At 62.1% G+C, this 20,560-nt stretch carries 19 protein-coding genes; 10 read left to right on the forward strand and 9 right to left on the reverse strand.

The genetic code is table 11. The features are described from left to right. The first annotated feature begins 25 nt into the window (after window positions 1-25). From hemC to ppa, 5 genes are all read left to right on the forward strand, one after another. Window positions 26-1,042, forward strand: coding sequence for a hydroxymethylbilane synthase (hemC, locus tag ACP7BV_RS21610; protein ID WP_426106748.1), 1,017 nt, complete (start codon window positions 26-28; stop codon window positions 1,040-1,042). After that, a complete protein-coding gene (locus tag ACP7BV_RS21615) occupies window positions 1,035-1,805 on the forward strand; it encodes a uroporphyrinogen-III synthase (RefSeq protein ID WP_426106749.1) in 771 nt (256 codons plus the stop codon). The genes hemC and ACP7BV_RS21615 overlap by 8 nt, the downstream gene beginning before the upstream one ends. Then, window positions 1,802-2,989 carry a uroporphyrinogen-III C-methyltransferase gene (locus tag ACP7BV_RS21620; RefSeq protein ID WP_426106721.1) on the forward strand — a complete coding sequence of 396 codons (1,188 nt, stop codon included), beginning with the start codon at window positions 1,802-1,804 and terminating at the stop codon, window positions 2,987-2,989. Before ACP7BV_RS21615 ends, ACP7BV_RS21620 begins: the two co-directional genes overlap by 4 nt. Before the next feature lie 3 nt (window positions 2,990-2,992). Further along, entirely contained in the window at window positions 2,993-4,189 is a 1,197-nt protein-coding gene (locus ACP7BV_RS21625) for a heme biosynthesis protein HemY (protein ID WP_426106723.1), read from the forward strand. A gap of 90 nt (window positions 4,190-4,279) precedes the next feature. Beyond that, the gene (gene ppa, locus ACP7BV_RS21630) at window positions 4,280-4,819 is read left to right on the forward strand and encodes an inorganic diphosphatase (RefSeq protein ID WP_426106725.1); all 540 of its coding nucleotides are present in this window, start codon (window positions 4,280-4,282) and stop codon (window positions 4,817-4,819) included. A gap of 191 nt (window positions 4,820-5,010) precedes the next feature. On the opposite strand, the gene ACP7BV_RS21635 is transcribed toward ppa, so the two are convergent. From ACP7BV_RS21635 to ACP7BV_RS21665, 7 genes are all read right to left on the reverse strand, one after another. After that, on the reverse strand, window positions 5,011-6,090 hold the full coding sequence (locus ACP7BV_RS21635) for a branched-chain amino acid ABC transporter permease (protein WP_426106727.1): 1,080 nt from the start codon (window positions 6,088-6,090) through the stop codon (window positions 5,011-5,013). 12 nt (window positions 6,091-6,102) lie between these two features. Then, on the reverse strand, window positions 6,103-7,149 hold the full coding sequence (locus ACP7BV_RS21640) for a branched-chain amino acid ABC transporter permease (RefSeq protein WP_426106728.1): 1,047 nt from the start codon (window positions 7,147-7,149) through the stop codon (window positions 6,103-6,105). Between the two features lie 38 nt (window positions 7,150-7,187). Continuing rightward, complete coding sequence (locus ACP7BV_RS21645) at window positions 7,188-7,913, reverse strand: ABC transporter ATP-binding protein (RefSeq protein WP_426106730.1); 726 nt, start codon at window positions 7,911-7,913, stop codon at window positions 7,188-7,190. After that, entirely contained in the window at window positions 7,906-8,667 is a 762-nt protein-coding gene (locus tag ACP7BV_RS21650) for an ABC transporter ATP-binding protein (protein WP_426106731.1), read from the reverse strand. The genes ACP7BV_RS21645 and ACP7BV_RS21650 overlap by 8 nt, the downstream gene beginning before the upstream one ends. Before the next feature lie 16 nt (window positions 8,668-8,683). After that, on the reverse strand, window positions 8,684-9,880 hold the full coding sequence (locus ACP7BV_RS21655; protein WP_426106732.1) for a substrate-binding domain-containing protein: 1,197 nt from the start codon (window positions 9,878-9,880) through the stop codon (window positions 8,684-8,686). A 49-nt stretch (window positions 9,881-9,929) separates the two neighbouring features. Beyond that, complete coding sequence (locus tag ACP7BV_RS21660; RefSeq protein WP_426106734.1) at window positions 9,930-10,802, reverse strand: alpha/beta fold hydrolase; 873 nt, start codon at window positions 10,800-10,802, stop codon at window positions 9,930-9,932. 105 nt (window positions 10,803-10,907) lie between these two features. Next, the gene (locus tag ACP7BV_RS21665; protein WP_426106735.1) at window positions 10,908-13,205 is read right to left on the reverse strand and encodes a TonB-dependent receptor; all 2,298 of its coding nucleotides are present in this window, start codon (window positions 13,203-13,205) and stop codon (window positions 10,908-10,910) included. 276 nt (window positions 13,206-13,481) lie between these two features. On the opposite strand from ACP7BV_RS21665, the gene ACP7BV_RS21670 reads away from it, so the two are divergent. Continuing rightward, window positions 13,482-14,423, forward strand: a complete 942-nt coding sequence (locus ACP7BV_RS21670) for a LysR family transcriptional regulator (protein WP_426106736.1) — start codon at window positions 13,482-13,484, stop codon at window positions 14,421-14,423. A 49-nt stretch (window positions 14,424-14,472) separates the two neighbouring features. On the opposite strand, the gene ACP7BV_RS21675 is transcribed toward ACP7BV_RS21670, so the two are convergent. Both ACP7BV_RS21675 and ACP7BV_RS21680 read right to left on the reverse strand, forming a co-directional pair. Continuing rightward, window positions 14,473-14,859, reverse strand: a complete 387-nt coding sequence (locus tag ACP7BV_RS21675) for a VOC family protein (RefSeq protein ID WP_426106738.1) — start codon at window positions 14,857-14,859, stop codon at window positions 14,473-14,475. Between the two features lie 73 nt (window positions 14,860-14,932). Continuing rightward, window positions 14,933-16,069 carry a GNAT family N-acetyltransferase gene (locus ACP7BV_RS21680; protein ID WP_426106739.1) on the reverse strand — a complete coding sequence of 379 codons (1,137 nt, stop codon included), beginning with the start codon at window positions 16,067-16,069 and terminating at the stop codon, window positions 14,933-14,935. Window positions 16,070-16,146: 77 nt separating this feature from the next. Here ACP7BV_RS21680 and ACP7BV_RS21685 point away from each other — a divergent pair, with 77 nt between their 5' ends. From ACP7BV_RS21685 to ACP7BV_RS21700, 4 genes are all read left to right on the forward strand, one after another. Beyond that, the gene (locus ACP7BV_RS21685) at window positions 16,147-18,159 is read left to right on the forward strand and encodes an NAD(+) synthase (RefSeq protein ID WP_426106741.1); all 2,013 of its coding nucleotides are present in this window, start codon (window positions 16,147-16,149) and stop codon (window positions 18,157-18,159) included. Between the two features lie 39 nt (window positions 18,160-18,198). Continuing rightward, window positions 18,199-18,537: a P-II family nitrogen regulator gene (locus ACP7BV_RS21690; RefSeq protein WP_426106743.1), complete on the forward strand. Its 339-nt coding sequence runs from the start codon at window positions 18,199-18,201 to the stop codon at window positions 18,535-18,537. A 599-nt stretch (window positions 18,538-19,136) separates the two neighbouring features. After that, window positions 19,137-19,739 (forward strand): T6SS effector amidase Tae4 family protein, encoded by a 603-nt coding sequence (locus tag ACP7BV_RS21695; RefSeq protein ID WP_426106744.1) that lies wholly within the window; start codon window positions 19,137-19,139, stop codon window positions 19,737-19,739. 58 nt (window positions 19,740-19,797) lie between these two features. Next, window positions 19,798-20,484 carry a WG repeat-containing protein gene (locus ACP7BV_RS21700; RefSeq protein ID WP_426106746.1) on the forward strand — a complete coding sequence of 229 codons (687 nt, stop codon included), beginning with the start codon at window positions 19,798-19,800 and terminating at the stop codon, window positions 20,482-20,484. The last annotated feature ends 76 nt before the right edge of the window (window positions 20,485-20,560 follow it).

A 20,560-nucleotide genomic window follows, 5' to 3' on the forward strand; every position in this document is an offset into this window, starting at 1 on the left:
GCAAGGCAAGCCTGCCTCGCAGGGCATGCCCGTTGCGCAGGAGCGCGCTACAGCGCACCCAACCCCTGCTCACCCCGCCAAGCTCGTCATCGCCTCGCGCGAGAGCCGCCTTGCCATGTGGCAGGCGGAGCATGTGCGCGATCGTTTAGCACTATTATATCCTCAGTGCACAATTGAGATCCTCGGCATGACAACCCGGGGTGACCAGATCCTCGACCGCGCCCTGTCCAAGGTGGGCGGCAAGGGCTTGTTCGTCAAGGAACTCGAAGTGGCGATGGCCGAAGGACGCGCCGACCTGGCGGTCCATTCGCTCAAGGATGTGCCGATGGACCTGCCCGACGGCTTTGCCCTGGCCGCCGTGCTGGAACGCGAAGATCCGCGCGACGCATTCGTCTCGAACGACTACGCCAGCCTGGCCGAGCTGCCCGACGGCGCCATTGTCGGCACCAGCAGCCTGCGCCGCCAGGCGCTGATCGCGGTGCGCTTTCCCAAGCTAGTGATCAAGCCGCTGCGCGGCAACCTGGACACGCGCCTGGCCAAGCTCGACCGCGGCGACTACGCGGCCATTATCCTCGCCGCCGCCGGCCTCAAGCGCCTGGGCCTGCCCGAGCGCATCCGCACGCTGCTCGACCCGCATGACAGTTTGCCGGCCGCCGGCCAGGGCGCCATGGCCATTGAAATCGCGCTTGAGCGCAGCGACGGCATCGACTTGCGCGCGCTGCTCGCGCCCCTGAACCACCTAGCCACGGCGCAGGCGGTGGCCGCCGAGCGCAAGGTGTCCAAGGTGTTCGGCGGCAGCTGCCAGATTCCGCTGGCCGCCTTTGCCACCATCGACGGCGACACCATGCGTTTGCGCGCCATGGTCGCCACGCCCGACGGCACGCGGATGGCCAGCGCGGAAGGCAGCGGCCCGGCCAATCTGCCCGAATACCTGGGCGAGCAAGTATCGAAGCTGTTGGCCGACCAGGATGCGAATGCGATCCTGGCCCAGTGCAAGGCCGAGGCCGATGCTGCCGATGCTGCCGATGCTGCCGATGCCTGATCCCGTCGTCATCACCCGCCCGCGCGCGCAGGCCGACGCGCTGGCGCAGCAGGTGGCCGCATTGGGGCGCGAAGTGGAAGTGCTGCCGCTGCTGGAGATTTTTCCGCTGGCCGACCAGTCCACGCTAGTCGCCACGCTGGCCGATCTGGCGCGCTATGCAATGGTCGCCTTCGTCTCGCCCAACGCGATCGACGCCGCCTTTGCCCACATCGACCATTGGCCGCCCCAGGTGACGCTGGCGGTGCTGGGGGAGGGCAGCCGCGCCGCGTTGGCGCGCCATGGCCTCACCGACGCCAACGCCACCATTGTCAGCCCGCTCGACCCGGCCCGCAGCGACTCTGAAAACCTGCTGCACTCGCTCGACCTGGCCGCGCTCAAGGGTCGGCAGGTGCTGATCGTGCGCGGCGAGAGCGGGCGCGAGCTGATGGCCGACGGCTTGCGCGCTGCCGGCGCCGTCGTCACCACCGTGGCCGCCTACCGCCGCAGCGTGCCGCAGCTGACCGCGCCCTTGCGCGCGCGCCTGCTGCACTTGCTCGAGCGCCCGCATGACTGGATCATCACCAGCTCGGAAGCCCTGCGCGGCTTGCTGGCGCTGGTCGGGGAGCTGGACTCGCCGCTAGCTGTGTCAAAAATGCAACAGCAGAACTTGATCATTCCGCACGCCCGGATTGCCGAAACGGCCGCCATGCTGGGGCTGACCCGCATTACGCTCTGTGGATCAGGCGACGAACGTGTGCTTGCCGCGTTACAATCACGACCATGAACGATTTGCCTACCTTACCTCACTCAGACGCAGAGCGCGGCGCTGACCATGCCGCCGGTCTCGCCGCTGCGGCGCCAAGTTTATCCGCGCCTGCTGCATCTGCCGCACCTGCGCCGCCGGGCCAGGTTGGACTGACGGTGTCCCAGATTTTGCAAAGCCCGCTGAAAATGACGGTGATCGTGCTCGCCATCCTGCTCGCCGCGCTGGCCTGGTCGACCCAGAGCAAATTCCAGCGGCTGCGCCTGGACATGGCCAAGAGCTTGCAAAAGGGCGAAGTGGCGAATGCCGAAACGGCGGCCACGGTACGCTCGGTGCAGGAACTGGCCAAGGATTTGCAGGCCAAGGTCACGCTGCTGGAAAACCGCCAGGTCGAGGCGCAAAGCCAGCAACTGGCGCTCGAACAGCTGTATCAGGACCTGTCGAAAAGCCGCGACGACTGGGCCCTGGCCGAAATCGAACAGGTGCTTTCGACCGCGAGCCAGCAGCTGCAGTTGGCCGGCAACGTGCAAGGCGCCTTGATCGCGCTGCAAAACGCCGACCGCTCGCTGGCCCGTTCCGACAAGCCGCAATTCATCACGATCCGGCGCGCGATCGCCAAGGATACCGACAAGCTCAAGGCGCTCCCTTCGCTCGACCTGATCGGCGTGGCGCTGCGCATCGACACCGTCATCGCGCAGGTCGACACGCTGCCGATGCTGTCGGACGCAAAGCCGGCCTTGCCGGCGCCCGCCGTCAAGCCGAAAAAATTCGACAAGCAAGGCAAGGAGATTGCGCCGGCCGTCGCGGCGGCGCCGACCGACACGTATTTTGGCCGCGCCCAAGCTACCTGGCAGGCGTGGACGCACGAAATGTGGACCGAAATGCGCCAGCTGATCAGGGTGCGCAAGGTGGATCATCCGGAAGCGCTGATGGTCTCGCCCGAGCAAGCTTACTTCCTGCGCGAAAACCTCAAGCTGCGCTTGCTGAACGCGCGCCTGGCGCTCATGTCGCGCAATGAAGCGGCTTTTCGCACCGACATGGCGGCCGCCCAGGATGCGCTGACCAGGTATTTTGACATGCGCGCCGCAGCCCCGCAGTCGGCCCAGGCAATGCTGCGCCAGGCGGAGGCCAACAACGTGGCGATCGATATGCCGTCGCTGGCCGACAGCCTGAACGCTGTCCGCAACTACAAGTCGAAGCCCTAAGCCATGCGTGTACTCATCTGGTTGGTGGTCTTGATGGCCGCTGCGATCTCGCTGGCGGTGACGGCCGAATACAATCCTGGCAACGTGGTGCTGTTTTATCCGCCGCACCGGATCGACATGTCGCTCAACTTGTTCGTGGTGCTGACGGCGGCGCTGTTCATGCTGCTCTATTACGTGCTGCGCGCCGTGCGCGCCACGCTTGCCATGCCGACCAAGGTGGCCGCGTACCGCCAGCGCAAGCGCGAACGCGACGGCAACAAGGGCTTGCGCGACGCCTTGAAGGCGCTGTTCGAAGGGCGCTTCGGGCATGCCGAAAAAGCGGCCATGCGGGCGCGGGAATTGCCCGAAAACGCGGGCTTGGCCGCGCTGATCGGCGCGCGCGCCGCGCACCGCATGCGCCAGTCGAGCCGGCGCGACAACTGGCTGGCCGGGGTGGTCAACGACACGTCGCTCAAAACGGCGCGCCTGATGACCACCACCGAATTGCTGGTGGACGACCATCAGCCGGAAGCGGCGCTTGACGCGGTGGCCGAACTGAACGCCAGCGGCCAGCGCCATATCCATGCGCTGCAATGGTCGATGAAGGCGCACCAGCAGGCCAAGAACTGGCCCGAAGTGCTGCGCCTGGTGCGCTCGCTCGACAAGCACAAGGCGCTGCATCCGGCGCTCTCGTCGCGCCTGCGCGAACTGGCGTACGAGGCGATGCTGTCGGACGGCGCACATGACGCCGAATCGATCCAGCGCGTCTGGTCGACCGTGCCCACGGCCGACCGCGTGAAACCCTACATCGCCGCGCGCGCCGCCGCCGCGCTGAATGCGCGCGGTCTGCACGAGGAAGCGCGCGCCACCGCCGAAGAAGCCTTGCGCGCCGAATGGGACGACCGCGTGGTGCGGGCCTACCGTGATGCGGCCGGAGCGGCCGGTTCGGCCTCGCTGCTGGCCCAGATTGAACATTGCGAAACCTGGATCCGCCAGCGCCCGAATGACGCTGAACTGGCATTGACGCTCGGTTCCTTATGCTTGAAACAAAAACTGTGGGGCAAGGCCCAGCGTTACCTGGAGCAAGCCTTGTCGGACGCGACCGAGCCGCGCATGGTGCGCGAGGCGCATCTGAAGCTGGCGCAGATGCATGAAGCGCTGGGGCAGCAGGAGGAGGCGAATGCCCACTTCCGCCAGTGCGCGCTGGCCAGCATCCTGTAAACGGGTGGCCGCGTTGCTGCGGCGCACCAATTTTTCACGAAAATTCGTTATAATCACGCCATCTGTCAATCTAGCATCCAAGGACAACCCATGAGTTTGAATAAAGTCTCATCCGGCCGCGACGTGCCAAACGATTTCAACGTCATCATTGAAATTCCGATGAATGCCGATCCGATCAAGTATGAAGTGGACAAAGAGTCGGGTGCGATTTTTGTCGACCGCTTCATGGCAACGGCGATGCACTATCCGTGCAACTACGGCTACGTGCCGAACACGCTGTCGGACGATGGCGACCCGTGCGACGTACTGGTGATTACCCCGTTTCCGCTGATTCCTGGCGTGGTGGTGCGTTGCCGCGTGATCGGTATTTTGAAGATGGAAGACGAAGCGGGCGGCGACGCCAAGATTCTCGCGGTCCCGGTCGACAAGATCCTGCCGATCTACAAGCACTGGCAAAAGCCGGAAGACATCAACGACCTGCACCTGCAGCGGATCCAGCATTTCTTTGAGCATTACAAGGATCTGGAGCCGGGCAAATGGGTCAAGATCGACGGCTGGTATGGTCCGGACGAGGCGAAGGCCGAAATCGTGAATGGCGTCGCGGCTTTCAACAAGGCTGAAGCGGCGTAAGTTTCGACGCGCCGTGATAAAAAAAGCTGGCCGCTCGCGCGCCCAGCTTTTTTTTGAACTATTTCTATCCGCGGCACCACCACATCGCAGTACCACTACATCGTCCTCGCGCCCGGGGACCCATGGAACGGTTGCTCAGCTCCACCGTTCCATGGGGCCCCGCGTTCGCGAGGACGATGTGTGGGGTGGCGCTAGCGCTTGCGGCTGGCGCTCTTGAGCATCCGCAGCTTGCCCACAATCCCGAGCGGGAAGAAGTAAATCGACAGCACAAACAACACCCCCAGCCACAGCATCCAGCGGTCTGGATGAAACGCCTGCGCCAGCATGGGAATGGCCTCCAGCGCACTGGAGCCCTCGGCCATCAATGACTTCAGGTAATTTTGCGCGATGATGAACAGCGTCGCCCCGATCACCGCGCCATACATGGTCCCCATCCCGCCAATGACCACGATCAGCAAAATATCGGTCATCACTTCAAAGCCCAGCATCGGCTTGGGCCCCACATAGCGCAGCCACAGCGCAAACAGCGCCCCGGCCAGCGCCGCCACGATCGCCGCCAGGCAGTTGGCCCAGATCCGGTACAGCACCGTGTTGTACCCCAGCGCCTCGGCCCGGAATTCATTTTCGCGGATCGCCTGCAGCACGCGACCGAACGGCGAATTGACCAGCCTTAGCAAGAACAGGAACAGCAGCAGGCAGCCGATGAACACGATGTAATAGGTGATCAGCTTGCCGTCGAGCGCACGGCCGAACAGGTCGCCCTCCATCAGCTGAAAACTTGGCGAGAGCAAGTCCGGCACGCTGAAAGTCTTGCCGTCTTCGCCGCCCGTAAAGTCCGACAGCTGCGAGGCGAGCACCGCAAAGGAAGAGGCGACAGCCAGCGTGATCATGGCGTAAAAGATCGCCTTGACTCGCAGCGCAAACAGGCCCACCACCAGCGCCAGGACCAGCACCAGGGCCAGCGCCGCGAGCAGGCCAACAAACACCGCCGTCCACGTCGGCTGTTCCACGCTCGACAAGCCCAGCCCGACGCCATAGGCGCCGATCCCGAAAAACATCGTATGGGCGAACGAGACGATGCCGGTGTACCCCAGCAGCAGGTCATACGAGGCCACCAGCACGATGTAGACGCAGATGGTGGCCGCCGTGCTTAACGGCCGCGCGCCGCTGGTAATGAAGGGCGCAAGCGCCAGTCCAAAAAAAATGAGCAGCAATGCCGCCGACAAGGTACGGCTGCGCGGCATGTCGCCTGAGAGGATGCGGTTGAACATGGTCGATCTTTCTTAGCGGCGCAGGTTGGAATACATGCCGGCGGGACGCCAGAGCAAAATCGTGATCATCAGCGCGATGTTGGACACCAGCGCAAATTTGGGCGCCAAAAAACCGGCATAGTTGGCCACCAGCGCCATCAGCATCGCGCCAATGAAGCAGCCGCCCACCGACCCCAGGCCGCCGATGATGATTACCACAAAAATCATCACCATCATTTCGCCGCCCATCGAGGCCGTGAGCGACTCCTTGTACAGGCCCCACATCACGCCGCCCAGACCAGCCAACGCGGAACCTGCTGCAAACACGGCGATGAACAGGCGCCGGATGCGGTAGCCCATCGCTTCGACCATTTCGCGGTTCTCGACGCCGGCGCGGATCAACAGGCCAATCTTGGTGCGGTTCAGGACCAGGAACATCACGGCAAACACCACCAGACCGACGACGACCGCCACCAGCCGGTATTTTTCGATGGCCGCGTCGCCCAGCACGATCGCGCCACGCAGCGCGGTGGGCAAGGGCAGCGGAATCTGTTCGGCGCCCCAGATCACGTTGATCAACTGTTCGGCAACGATCATGCCGCCCATGGTGATCAGGATCTGCTTCAAGTGCTGGCCGTACACCGGCTCGATGATGATGCGCTCGAAGGCCCATCCCAAGAGCGCCGTGACCACCATCGCAACAGTGATGGCCAGTGCCAGCACGCCCAGGTTCATCAGCAGCGAGTCGGCCTCCATCCACCCGTGCATCGGGATCAGGACCATGGTCGCGGCATAGGCGCCGACCGAGACAAAGGCGCCGTGGCCGAAATTGAGCACGTCCATCAGGCCAAACACCAGCGTCAGGCCGCTGGCTATGATAAAGATCATCATGCCCATCGCCAGGCCGGCGACGGTGAGCGTGATCCAGGTGGGCAGGCTGCCCACCAGCGGCAGCATGGCGAGCATCAGGATCGGCACCAGCAGCAACGGCGCAATGTCGCGCGGGGCGGCGGCCAGGACGGTGTCGGCGGGCGCGGCGGTGGGCGGCAGCACGCGCGCGACGGTAGGGGGAGTTTGCATGGTCACGGCATCGGTCTTTCTACGCTTTATATATACGCTTATTGGTGCGAGTCGAGCGCGAGCCCGAGCAGGCGCTGTTGCAGGTTCTGGTCGCCGGCCAGTTCGTGCATCGATCCGGCGTGCACAACGCGCCCGTCATCCATCACCGATACGGTGTCGCCGAGCGACTTGACGAAGCTGAAATTCTGCTCGACCAGCAAGATGGTGGTGTCGGTTTCCTTCAGTTCGCGAAACGCGGCGATCAGGCTCTGGATGATGGCCGGCGCCAGGCCCTTGGTCGGCTCGTCGATCAGAATCAGCTTGCGCGGCTCGACGATGGCGCGGGCGATCGCCACCATCTGCTTCTGGCCGCCCGACAGATTGCCGGCCGGGTAATGCCAGAATTTTTTCAAGGCGGGGAAGAACCCGAAGATCCATTCCACGCGTGCGTCGTCAAGCGGGCCGCTGCGGGCGGCCATCAGCAGGTTCTCGCGCACGGTCAAGTCCGAGAACACGGCCATCGATTCGGGCACGTAAGCGATGCCGGCCTGCGCGATGTCGGGCGTGCTCAAGGCGGAGATCTCGCGCCCGTCGAACTTGACGCTGCCAGCGCTAGCCTTCCACAAGCCCATGATGGTGCGCAGCGTGGTGGTCTTGCCGGCGCCGTTGCGGCCCAGCAGGACCGACAGGCCGCCGCGCGGCACGACCAGGTCGACGCCCTGCAAAATATGGTATTCGCCGATGTGCGTGTGCACGCCGGACAATTGGAGTATCGGTTCAGGCATGTTCAGGTGTTCCCAGGTAGGCTTCCTGGACGATGGCCGAGGCCATCACTGCGGCCGGATTGCCGTCCGCGACCAGGGTGCCGTTGTGCAGGACGATGATGCGGTCGGCCAGCGAGCGCACCACGTCCATCTTGTGTTCGACCAGCAGGATGGTCTTGTTGCCTTCGGCCTTGACGGCGTGGATCAGGTCCAGCACCACCGGCACTTCGTCCACGCTCATGCCGGCGGTCGGTTCGTCGAACATCATGATCGACGGTTCGAGCGCGAGCAGGATCGCCACTTCAAGCTTGCGCTTGTCGCCGTGCGACAGGGCCGCCACGCGCGCGTCGCGCCGATCGGCCAGCGACACGCGCTCGAGGTAGTGCTGGGCGCGTTCAATCAGTTCGGTGTGGCCAAACCATACCGAGAACAGGTTCAGGCCGATGCCGGCGCGGCTTTGCACGGCCAGGCGCACGTTTTCCATCACCGTCAGGTGCGGGAACAGGTTGGTGAGCTGGAAGGCGCGGCCGATGCCGGCCCGGGTGCGCTTGGCGGCGCCCTGGCTGGTGACGTCGACGCCATTCAAGAACACCTTGCCGGAACTGGGCGGCAGCTGGCCCGACATCAGGTTGAAGTAGGTGGTCTTGCCGGCGCCGTTGGGGCCGACGATGACGGTCAGCGTGCCGGGGTAAAAATCGGCGCTGACCTGGTTGACCGCCACATGGCCGCCAAAGCGGATGGTCAGCTCGCGCGTGGACAGGGAAGGTTGGCTCATTGCTCTGACTGACCCGTTAGCGCTTGTTCTTGACCGGCAGCGGCAGTTCGCTGGCCGGAATTTCGCGCACCAGTTCGAGCAAGTCCCATTCGTTTTTCTGGTCCTTCTTGAACTTGAAGTGGTACATGGCCTGCAGCGCCTGGTGGTCCTGTTTGCGGAACGTCATTTTTCCCTTGGGCGTCTCGAAGTCCATGCCTTCCATGGTCGTGATCAGCTTTTCGGTATCGGTCGAATTGGCCTTGAGCAGCGCGTTGTAGACGGCGCTGGCCGCCACAAAACCGCCAGCGGTGAACATGTCGGGCGGCGCCTTGAAGCGCTTGGTGTGCTCGGCCACCAGCCAGTCGTTCATTTTGTTTTTCGGGAAATCATAGTAGTAATAGATGGTGCCCTGGGTGCCGGCGTAATTTTTCCAGGTCTTCATCACGGGCAGGATATTCCCGCCTGGCGAAAGGATGATGCCGTAGCGTTCAGGCTTCATGTCGGCCAACTTGTTGAGCGGATGCGCTCCGGCCCAGATCACTTGCAAGATGCGCGGCTGCGGCTTGTCTTTGAGTGCATTGAAGATGCGCTGGGCTTGCGCGGTAAAGTCGGTGGTGGTGGCCGGCGCGTATTCCTCGTGCACGATGGTGGCCTTGCTGCCGGTGGCAGCGAGCGCTTCGCGCGCGGCCTTGATCGCGTCCTTGCCGAAGGCGTAGTCCTGCGCCAAAAAGGCGATGCTGCCGCTTTTCAGGGTGCTGGACGCGGCCAGGGCGTCCTGCATCGAGCTGCGCGCGGTGCGAAAGATGTAGCGGTTCCACTTGTCGCCGGTGATGGCGTCGGCCACGGCCGGCTCGACGATCAGGATTTTCTTGTATTCCTGGGCCACCGGCAGCATCGAAATGGCCGAGCCGGACGAGGTGGTGCCCACCGCGATGTCGGCCTTGTCGTCGCCGTAGGCTTCGGCCAGCAGCGTGCGCGCAAGGTCCGGTTTGCTCTGGTCGTCCTTGACGATGACTTTGAGCTTGCGGCCATTGATTTCCATCTTGCCGCCGGTGAGGTACTCAAGGCCCATCATGAAGCCCGTTTCGGTCTCCTTGGCGTACACCTCCAGTGCGCCGGTCTTGCCGGCGATGAGGGCAACTTTCAAGTCCGGTCCGGCGGCCAGGGCGGGAACGGCCAGCGTGCTGGCGAAGGCGGCCAGGATGGCTGCGGCTAGGGTGGTCCTCTTGTTCATGCGTGTCTCCTTGAATGCTTATTGTTCGTCTAAATGCGCGTCTGAGCGTCTAATCTACTTGCGACAAAAATTGTTGTATTGCTTCGCGCGCCGGCGGCTCGGTGAGCATTGGCGCGTGGCCCACGCCCGGCACCTCGGCATACAGCATGGTGGGCGCCGCACGGCGCATGTAGCCGGCTTCTTTCTCTTCCATCAGGTCGGACAAGGCGCCGCGCACCAGCAGCGTCGGGCGATTGTGCGCCAGGCGCCGGAACGCGACGCGGCCAGCCCAGGAAGTGCTTTTCAGCTTGCCGGTCTGCAGAGCGACTGCGATATTCGGATCGTACCTCAGGACCAGCTGGCCCTGCTCGTTTTCGGCAAACGCGCGGCGCGCCCATTTTTGCCATTCCTGGTCGTCATTGCCGGGAAAGGCGGGCAGGTTGATGGCGCGGATGTAATCGGTGGCCTCGTCCCACGAGGCGGGCGCGCACGCTTTGCCCGCGTAGCCTGCAATGCGCGACAAGCCCTTGGGGGAGATGATGGGGCCAACGTCGTTCAGGACGGCGGCGGCAATCAGGGGAAGGCGGCGCAACGCCAGCGTCATGGTGATCAGGCCACCCATCGAGGTGCCCACGAAGACGGCGCGGGCGATGCCAAGGTCGTGCGCCAGCTTGATGACGTCGCCGGCGTAGGTGGCGGGGTTGTAGTGGCTGGGATCTGGGTCGCGCGCGGACTTGCCGCGGCCGCGCACATCGACGGCGATCACGCGCCGTCCAAGGCCGGCGATCCAGGGCGCCAGCTCATCGAAGTCCGACGAATTGCGCGTCAAGCCATGGATGCAGATGACGGGCAGCCTGGCTTGGCCCCCGTGCGAGGCGTAGTCGCGTGCATACAGCGACAGGCCGTCGGTGCTCATGAAGCTGAGGTCAGTATAAGTGGACACGGCGGGCATCGTCGAGGTGAATGAGGACGCAGCATCCCCCAACCGGCGCTAAGAGCCGGTTGCGGGTGCTGCTTGCGAGATCCGCGGTTTGAGGCTGTGGAACGCTTAGAAGCGGTATTCCATCGACGCCGACCAGGTGCGCGGCGCGCCGTAGAACGCGGTCAGGGTACCCTCGGCACCCAGGGTCGGGAACAGATAGCCGCCGGTCTTGTAGTGCGTGTCGTTCAGGTTTTTCCCGTGCACGCTGTAGCGCAGCTTGTTGTTCGCGCTGGTCCACACGATGCTGGCGTCGTAGATCTTGTAGGCATCCTGGTCCAGCGCCGAAGGGGTCTCGAACTGGTAGGTCTTGGCCTTGTACGATGCACTGCCGATCAGGCTGACCTTGCCGGCGTTACCGCCCAGCGACAGCGGAAAGTCATAGTTGGCGCGCAGGTTGGCCGAATTCTTCGGCGTGTTCTGGAACACCCTTTCGCCGGCGATGTTGACCAGCTTGTTGACGCCATTGACTGGCCGCAGCGCGAGGAACTCGGTGTACTCGGCATCGATATGGCTGTACATGCCGGACACGCTGAAGGCGTTGGTCAGGCGCGCGCTCGCTTCCAGTTCAATGCCTTTGATGTCGGCCTTGCCAGCATTGGTGGTTATGCCGGCAAAGCTGTCGTCGACGCCGTCGCCGTTGGTGTCGATCGCCACCGAGCTTGGAATCTGCACATCCTTGTACTTGCTCTTGAACAGGGCGATGTTGGTCAGGATGCGACCGCCGTTGTACTGCGACTTGAGGCCCAGTTCGACCGTGTCGATGGTCTCCGGCAGGAAGCCGCGCTTGACCGTTGCGACGTTCAGCTTGGAGCCGGTGACGTTCACGCGCGGATCGAACCCGCCGCCCTTGAAGCCGCGCGCATAGCTGCCATACACGTTCTGGTTTGGCGAGGCCTTGTAAGCGAGGCCTACTTTAGGCGTGAACTTCTTGTCTTCGCGGACCAGTTCACCGTGATTCAGGTCGGTCTGGACCAGGAAAAAGGGATTGGCAGGGCCGCCCATTTCAGGCGAGCCGTTCATGCCGGCATAGGCCTTGCGCAGGATGCCTGCCTTGCGCTCGTCGACCGTGTAGCGTCCGCCGACCGAGACGCTGAGCGCGTCGCTGATGTTGTAGCTGCCGTCGGCAAATACCGCCCAGGCCTTGGTGTCGATGTCGCCCACGGTGAACACCGAGGCGCCCGCCACGATGGTGTCGAACTGATTGAACGCATTGGCGTCGATGTAGTACACGCCGGCCACGCCCTGGATTTTGTCGCCGGTGTAGGTGGCTTGGAATTCCTGGCTCAGCTGCTTGTTGGTGTAGTACGCAGGCACGTGGAAGTCGGTGACGGACAAGGAATCAAAGTCGATCGGCGCGTAGGAGCTGTCCTTGCGCGAAGCGGTCACGGACTTGAGCGTGAGCTTGTCGCTCATGCGGTATTCGATCAGGGCGGCCACGCCGTGGGCCTTGACCTTTTGTTCGTGGCCCAGGGCCAGGTTCAGATTGGCGCGCGTGTCGTACACGTTTTCGAGGACAGGCGCGCCGCTGGTGCGCCCGACGGTCAGGCGGTGGCCATTGCGTGGATGCGAATTGTCTTCGGTGGCGTCGCCGGAGAGGCGGATGAACAGTTCCGGGGTCGGCGTAAATTCTGCCGACAGGCGCAGCGCGGCGAGGTCCTTGTCGTAATTGGGCTGGCCATTGAACAGGTTGGTGCCGTAGCCGCCGCGGTCAAACTTGCCGAACGTGCCGCCGATGCGGGTGGTGTCCGAGAGAGGCGTGCTGGCGGTGACGACGGCTTCGCGCTGCTGGTAGGTGCCGACCGTGAGGCGGGTGCGGATATCGGTTTGCGGCGCCAGCTTGCGCGTGACGTATTTGACGGCGCCGCCGATGGTGTTGCGCCCGTACAGCGTGCCTTGCGGGCCGCGCAGCACTTCGATGCGCTCGACGTCGTAGATCTCCGCCACGGCGCCTTGCGGGCGGGCCAGGTAGATGTCGTCCAGGTAGATGCCGACACCGGCCTCGAAGCCTGCCAGGGGATCTTGCTGGCCGACGCCGCGGATGAAGGCGGTCAGGGTCGAGTTGGTGCCGCGCGACGCCTTCATGGTGGTGTTGGGCAGGGCCAGGGCCAGGCCGGTGATGTCGGGGATGCCTTGCTTGGAGAGCTGGTCGGCGTTAAACGCAGTCACCGACACTGGCACGTCCTGCAGCGTTTCCTCGCGCCGGCGGGCGGTCACGACGACCACGTTCGGGTTGTCGTTGTTGCTCGCGGCGGGCGCTGCGGCGTCGCTCTGGGCGTGGGCCGAACCCATCGTGGTTCCCATCAGGGCGATGGCGGCGGCGACGGAGCGGTTCAGTAATTTCAGCTTGGTGCTGGTAAGACGCATGACAGATGTCTCCTAGGATTTTTATTAGTGGTATGCGGTCAGAATCGCATGGCATGCAGTGTGCCTGCATTCGTTTTTGCGCGAAAGACAACAACACGCCCACCGACTGTGCATAAATGCACATTGCGAGCTGAGCGTATGGTATGACAGGATGTACGTACAAAATCTTCGTTTAATTTGATCCTGCGCAAGGTGTACAACGCACTATTTGCCAGCGAGTTGTGCACTAGTGCACAATATGCAAAACGAATACAACAATCATCCGAGACACTTCCCATGAATACACTCCCAGAGTGGACCGATTTGCGGTTCTTTCTTGAATTGGCGCGCGCCGGCACCTTGTCGGGCGCGTCGCGCCGGCTCGAGGTGGAGCACACCACGGTTGCGCGCCGCATCGACCGGCTCGAAATCCAGCTCGGCACCACGCTGTTCGACCGTTCGCGCGAAGGCTACGAATTGACCGACATGGGATTGGCGCTGTTGCCCCATGCCGAGGCGATGGAAAGTGCGGCGCTGGCCGCCACCGAGCAGATGAGCGGCGGCGAAGTGTCGGTGCACGGCGTGGTGCGCCTGGGCGTGCCGGAGCTGTTCGCGGTGCGCGTGGTGGCGCCGCTGCTGGTGGCGATGCTGCAGTCGAATCCCGAGCTGAGCGTGGACCTGCTGGTGCTGCCGCGCTTTGCCAACCTGGCCAACCGCGAGGCCGATCTGGGCGTGATGCTGGACCCGCCCAGCACGGGGCGCTACATGATCACCAAGCTTGCCACGTTCCGGCTGTACGTGTGGGCCTCGCCTGCATACCTGGCCACGCACGCGCCGATCTTCGCGCACGCAGATCTGGCGCAGCATGATTTTGTCGACTACGTGCAGGACCGGCTGGCCAGCCGCGAATTGAGCTATCTGGACGAACTGGGATTCACGCCGCGCCGGCGCCTGTGCTGCACCGGCATGCCGGCCCAGATCGAGGCGGCTTCGCTGGGCATGGGGCTGGTGATGGCGCCGCCGTACGCGGTGCCCGACGACGGGCGCCTGGTGCCGGTGCTCGACCAGTTTTTTGCGGAGCGTTCGTTCTGGCTGGCAGCGCCCACCGATTTGTACCGCCTGCAGCGGGTGCGGGCGGTGTGGAACATGCTGCGCGAGTATGCAGATGGTAAACCGGCTCTGTTCGTGCATGCGGATGGCGAGCCGGCCAAGCCGCGCCAGCTAGGGCCGCGGCGTTAAAGGGGCGAGTCGATAAAGGGGCGAGTCGATAAAGGGGAGCGTCGTCAAGTCAGCCGTGACAGCAGACGCACAGCTTGTTGCCGTCCAGGTCGCGGAAGTAGGCGCCATAGAAGTTGGGGTGATAGTGAGGCCGCAAGCCGGGGGCGCCTTCGCAGGCGGCGCCGTGCTCGAGGGCGGTGGCGTGGGCCAGGTCGACGGCATCGCGTGATGGCGCGAGCAGGGCGGTCATCTGGCCGTTGCCGGGGGTGTGGGGTTGTCCGTTGAACGGGTGGCCGATCAGGAACAGGGGGCGCGGATGGGTAGGCGAGACCCAGCCGGCCCAGGGTGTGGCGGGGTCGGCGAATTTTAGCTGCAGGCCGAGCGTGGCCATGACGGCCGAGTAGAAGGGCAAGGCGCGTTTGAAGTTAGTAATGCCGATGAAGACGTGCGAAATCATGCTGCTCCTTCGGATGGGTATCGTTGATCTGATTGTTTAACCGAACCGCGACCGTCCCCACGCGAGGATGCGCTTATGCATCCTTGAACGGATTGCGGTCATTGAGTTCATCGATATACTCATCGATCCCGCCTTTTTCACGCGCCAGAAAACGCTCGATCGCATCGGCAAAGGCCGGATGGGCCAGCCAGTGCGCGGACCAGGTCTTGGTCGGCAGGAAACCCCTCGCCATTTTGTGTTCGCCCTGCGCGCCGCCCTCGAACACGGCGATTTTCTGCTCGATGCAAAACTCCAGCGGCTGGTAATACGCTGTCTCGAAGTGCAAACAAGGCACGTGTTCCAGTTCGCCCCAATAACGCCCGAACAAGGTATCGGCGCTGTGAATCACCAGCGACGCGGCCACCGCCTTGCCCTCACGCTCGGCAAACACAAGCAGTATGTTCTCCGGCATGGTGCTGCCGATGCGCTGGAAAAAATCGAGGTTGAGATAAGGCGTGGAGCGGTGCGCCTTGTAGGTGTGCTGGTAGCAGCGGTTGAACAGGCGCCAGTGGGCATCGGTCGCGTCAATCCCGCGCACGCGCCGCATGGTGATGCCCGCCTCCTGTACCTTGCGCCGCTCGGCCCGGATGTTCTTGCGCTTTTTCTTCTCCAGCGTGCCGAGGAATTCCTCAAAGTCCCGGTAGCCCGCATTGAGCCAGTGGAACTGCACGCCGCTGCGCAGCATGAAGCCGGCGTCGGCCAGCTGCTGCACCTGCTCTTCGGGCGGATACAAAATATGGGTGGACGAGACGTCGGACGAGCGCTGCGTGGCGCACAGTACCTCGATCAGCGCCGCACGGGCGCGTTCGTCAACGGCCAGCAGGCGCGGCCCGGTGACGGGGGTGAACGGGATCGCCGACAGCAGCTTGGGGTAGTACTCCACGCCGTTGCGATGGTAGGCGTCGGCCCAGGCCCAGTCGAACACGTACTCGCCGTACGAGTGGGTCTTGACATACAAGGGCATGGCGGCGGCCAGCTGGTCGCCGTCGTACAGGGTCAGGAACTGGGGCTGCCAGCCGCTTTCGACGCTGGCGCTGCCCGACTCGTGCAGCGCGTGCAAAAAGGCGAACGACAGGAATGGATTGGCCTTGTCCTGCTTGGCCGCCAGTGCATCCCAGGCCGGCTGGCCGATGTCGGAAAGGGTAGAGACGATATGCGTGCGATAATTCATGTGTCCATTCTACGCAAAAAGGCGCGCGCCGTTTTCCTGGCGCGCGACGCCCCTTTGCCACACCTAGAAAGCACTGCATGAAGAACGATTTTTTCAATCTCTATACCCATGGCTTTGCCCGCGTCGCCGTCGCCATACCGCGCTGCAAAATCGCCGATCCGGCCTTCAATGCCGCGCAAACGATTGCGCTGGCGCGCCAGGCGCAGCAGCAGGGCGCCGTGCTGGTCGCGTATCCCGAACTGGGCCTGTCGGCCTACACCTGCGACGATCTGTTTCACCAGGCGGCGCTGCTGGACGCCTGCGAGGCGGCGCTTGGCCTGGTGGTCGAGGCGTCTAGGGATATCGATGTGGCGCTCGTGGTCGGCCTGCCGCTGCGGGTTGATCATCAACTGTTCAACTGCGCGGCAGTGGTGGCGGGCGGGCGTATCCTGGGACTGGTACCCAAGTGCTACCTGCCCAATTACGGAGAGTTTTACGAAGCGCGCCAGTTCAGCGCGGCCGACAGTGCCGTGTCAACCCAGGTGCAGCTGCTCGGCCAGGAGGTGCCGTTCGGCGCCGGTTTGCTGTTCGAGATCTCGAACATCAAGTCGATGCGGTTTCACATCGAGATTTGCGAAGACGTGTGGGTGCCGATTCCGCCGTCGTCGTTTGCCGCGCTGGCCGGGGCCACCGTGCTGGTGAACCTGTCGGCGTCGAACGTTTTGGCCGGCAAGAGCGCCTACCGCCATCAACTGGTAGGCCAGCAGTCGGCGCGCTGCCTGGCGGCCTATCTCTACAGTTCGGCGGGCTTGGGCGAATCGTCGACCGACCTGGCGTGGGACGGGCAGGCGCTGATTTACGAAAAAGGCGAATTGCTGGCCGAGTCGGAGCGCTTCAAGGACGGCTCGCACATCCTGTTTGCCGATGTGGACCTGGAGCGCATGTCGCGCGAGCGCATGCACCAGACCACGTTCGCGGACTCGGTGCGCAGGCATGCCGGCGAGGTTGCCGCGTTCAAGGTGGTGCGCTTCGAGCTGCAGATTGCGCGCGGGCAGGCGCTGCCGCTGGCGCGCACGATCGAGCGTTTTCCGTACGTCCCGCAAGACCTGGCGCAGCGCGACGTGCGCTGCACCGAGGTGTACAACATCCAGGTGCAGGCGCTGGTGCAGCGCCTGTCGCAAAGCGGCATGCAAAAAGTGGTCATTGGCGTGTCGGGCGGGCTCGATTCGACCCATGCGCTGCTGGTGTGCGCCAAGGCGATGGACCGCCTGGCGCTGCCGCGCGCAAATATCCTGGCCTACACCATGCCGGGCTTTGCGACCAGCGAGCGCACGCTGCGCCAGGCGCGCGAGCTGATGGAAGAAGTCGGCTGCAGCGCGGACGAGATCGATATCCGGCCCAGCTGCGTGCAGATGCTCAAGGACCTGGGCCATCCGTTTGCTAAGGGCGAAGAAATCTACGACATCACGTTTGAAAACGTGCAGGCGGGCGAGCGCACCAGCCATCTGTTCAGGCTGGCCAACTACCATGCGGCGATGGTGATCGGCACGGGCGACCTGAGCGAGCTGGCGCTGGGCTGGTGCACCTATGGCGTGGGCGACCATATGTCGCACTATAACGTGAACGCGAGCGTGCCCAAGACCTTGATCAGCCATCTGGTGCGCTGGGTGGCGGAGACCGGCACCATTGGCGTTGTCGGGTCGGGCACGCTGCTGGGCATTCTGGATACCGAGATCAGCCCCGAGCTGGTGCCGGGCAAGGCCGGCGACGAGAAGCCAGCCCAGATTACGGAAAACGTGATCGGGCCTTACGAACTGCAGGATTTTAATTTGCATTACATTTTGCGGTACGGCTTCGCGCCGTCGAAGGTGGCGTTTCTATCATGGTCGGCCTGGCAGGAGCGCTATACGCTTGCCACGATCAAAAAGCACCTGGGAACTTTTGCATATCGCTTCTTCAAGACCAGCCAGTTCAAGCGCTCGTGCGTGCCGAACGGGCCAAAGGTGGGCAATGGCGGATCGCTGTCGCCGCGCGGCGACTGGCGCGCGCCGAGCGATTCGGAAGCGACCGTGTGGCTCGAAGAGCTGAAGAACATTCCGGATGTCGATTAGAATAGCAGGCAAGCCGGCACTATTTAAGGAGCATCAGAAATGAAACAAATTACCTGTGTGATCAAGCCGTTCAAGCTCGACGAAGTGCGCGAGGCGCTCGCGGAAGTGAATGTGACGGGCTTGACCGTGACGGAAGTGAAGGGTTTCGGGCGCCAGAAGGGCCACACGGAACTGTATCGCGGCGCTGAATATGTGGTTGATTTTCTGCCCAAGGTGAAGATCGAAGTGGTGGTTGACGACAGCATGTCCGAGCAAGTGGTCGACGCCATCATCAAGGCTGCGCGCACCGGCAAGATTGGTGACGGGAAAATTTTTGTGCAGGATGTGGAGCAGGTGATCCGGATTCGTACCGGTGAGACGGGGCCGGATGCGGTGTAAAAAAGCTAAGCGTGTGCACTCTTCAGATTGCGCACGGGCTATCAAACTAATGGGTGACAAAGCGGTGTAACGATGCGTCAACACGTCGTTGCGGGACCATTGTACCCATGCGGAATGCTCAACCGCTTGGGCGTGCATCCGTAGGATTACCGGCAGCATCATATGGGTATCGCAGCCATCATGGTTAGCTGACCTCCTGACCAAAGTTTCGCGGAATAGGCATCATCGAGATGCCATCCACTGCCTGCCGCGACACGTTCCACGGTTTTTCCAATCGAATGCCGAGGAACAAGCACTTTTCGGCCGCTGCCTACCCGACGATGTGCCTGGCAAATGGTTGCGCTGTTGTCGCGCGCTGTTGCCGCGCGCTGTTGGCGCCAGCGGGTACTACTGGCCCAGTCCAGCCTTGCATTCGCTCCATGCCATCTTGTAACTACGCCCCAGGTTTGAGAATTGACAAATCAATCGGGATTGCGCACACTTACAAAAAATATAAATTTATACATATGTCAATATTTTGCGCTTGCGACGAACCGCAGGCCAGCGCAGGGCCGGGCATCATTGCGGACGCTACATTGCATAATTAAACAAGGGGAAGTATGCCAATTACTGCAAAAGCCGGAGCCGCTTCCGCTTCAATTTCCCCACGGCGACCATCGTGGGCAGATATGAAAAAATATTATCCGGATGTCAGCGTCCAGACTCCCGAGCTTTACGATTCGAAAATAGGCGGTGCCTTTGTCAAGCTATACGCCCAGCCGGGCTATCAAAATACGTGCGCCGTTCGAATGTCGTATGCGCTCAATAGGAGCGGCCTGAAGCTGCCAAAAGCACCAAGTGGTACGAGTGTTCAAGGCGGGGACAACTATATTTATTGGCTGCGTGTCATCGATTTGAAGGCTGAGCTTGCTCGCCGTTTTAAAGGTGCCGACGAAGAGTTGAACCTGACGGTTATCCCAAACTCATTGCTTCAAGATAAGGAGGCGATGAGCGCAATATTCAAGACGCGGGTTAAGGAAGGTCAACGTTTCATCGACGAAAAGCTTAACTCGAAAAGTGGCATAGTTGTTTTTGAGGTGGCGGGGTGGGGGGCGCCACAGGTCATTTCACGTTGTGGGACGGAAACTCAAAGAAGCTTTCTTATGCTGACGGGCATGATCAGCCCGGCAATAACTCGTATTATTTTTGGCTTACCCGACTGAACGAAGCCGCCAAGTATAGCTTGGTGCAGGTTGTCAAAGTTAAATTTTGGGAACTGAAATGATGAAGTCGGCAGCCGCTGCGATTGTTTTTGCGTTGGTTGCGTTGATCTCGCTTTCTTGTACCTCTGCGGAGCTATGCCCATCTACAGACAGCAAGCACGAGTGGTCCAGTGAATGTTTTGCTGGTTCCGGGGCGGCACGGCATGTGAAGCCGAAATACGTGAAGAATATTGTCCCTAACAAGGCTGGCTTCGCCACTCTAATCATTGGTAATCCTCGTGAGCTCGTTGCTGTAGACGGCAGCGGTGCCATCAAGATTCCAAATATTTTTTACACGGGAGATTTTGATTTTTCCGATGCCAAGCAAGGTTTGGGTCGATTTCAAATTGCCGAAGTCAACCTTGTGGGTAAGGCAGCGAGCAAGTGTGGCTATTTTGACGTTCGTAACTTCAAAATTGTGATCCCTGCCATATACGATCAGTGCTTGGCATTCACAGACTCTAGCGCGACGGTCTGCACGAATTGCGAAAAATATTGCACGGAACCCGAGTGCCAGAACAGTATTTTGGTCGGCGGCCAAGGTTTTACAATTAGCAATACAAATCGCGTTATCCATCGATTTGACCAGCGTCCCTTGGATAAGGCTTGCGGTGGCCAGCCCGGAAAAATTATGAGGATCACGGAGCTCAGTTCCTACCTTCAATGCGGCGTTACTCCTGACAATCTGTTCAAAATTAAACCGTAGTGACTGTTCAGCGCCTATGCAGTGGGCTGGATAGGATTACCGGCGAAGGCGCGTTGCAGCACCTCCAGCATGCCGT

This window comes from Massilia sp. TSP1-1-2, from assembly GCF_049896185.1.
Lineage (GTDB): Bacteria > Pseudomonadota > Gammaproteobacteria > Burkholderiales > Burkholderiaceae_D > Telluria_A.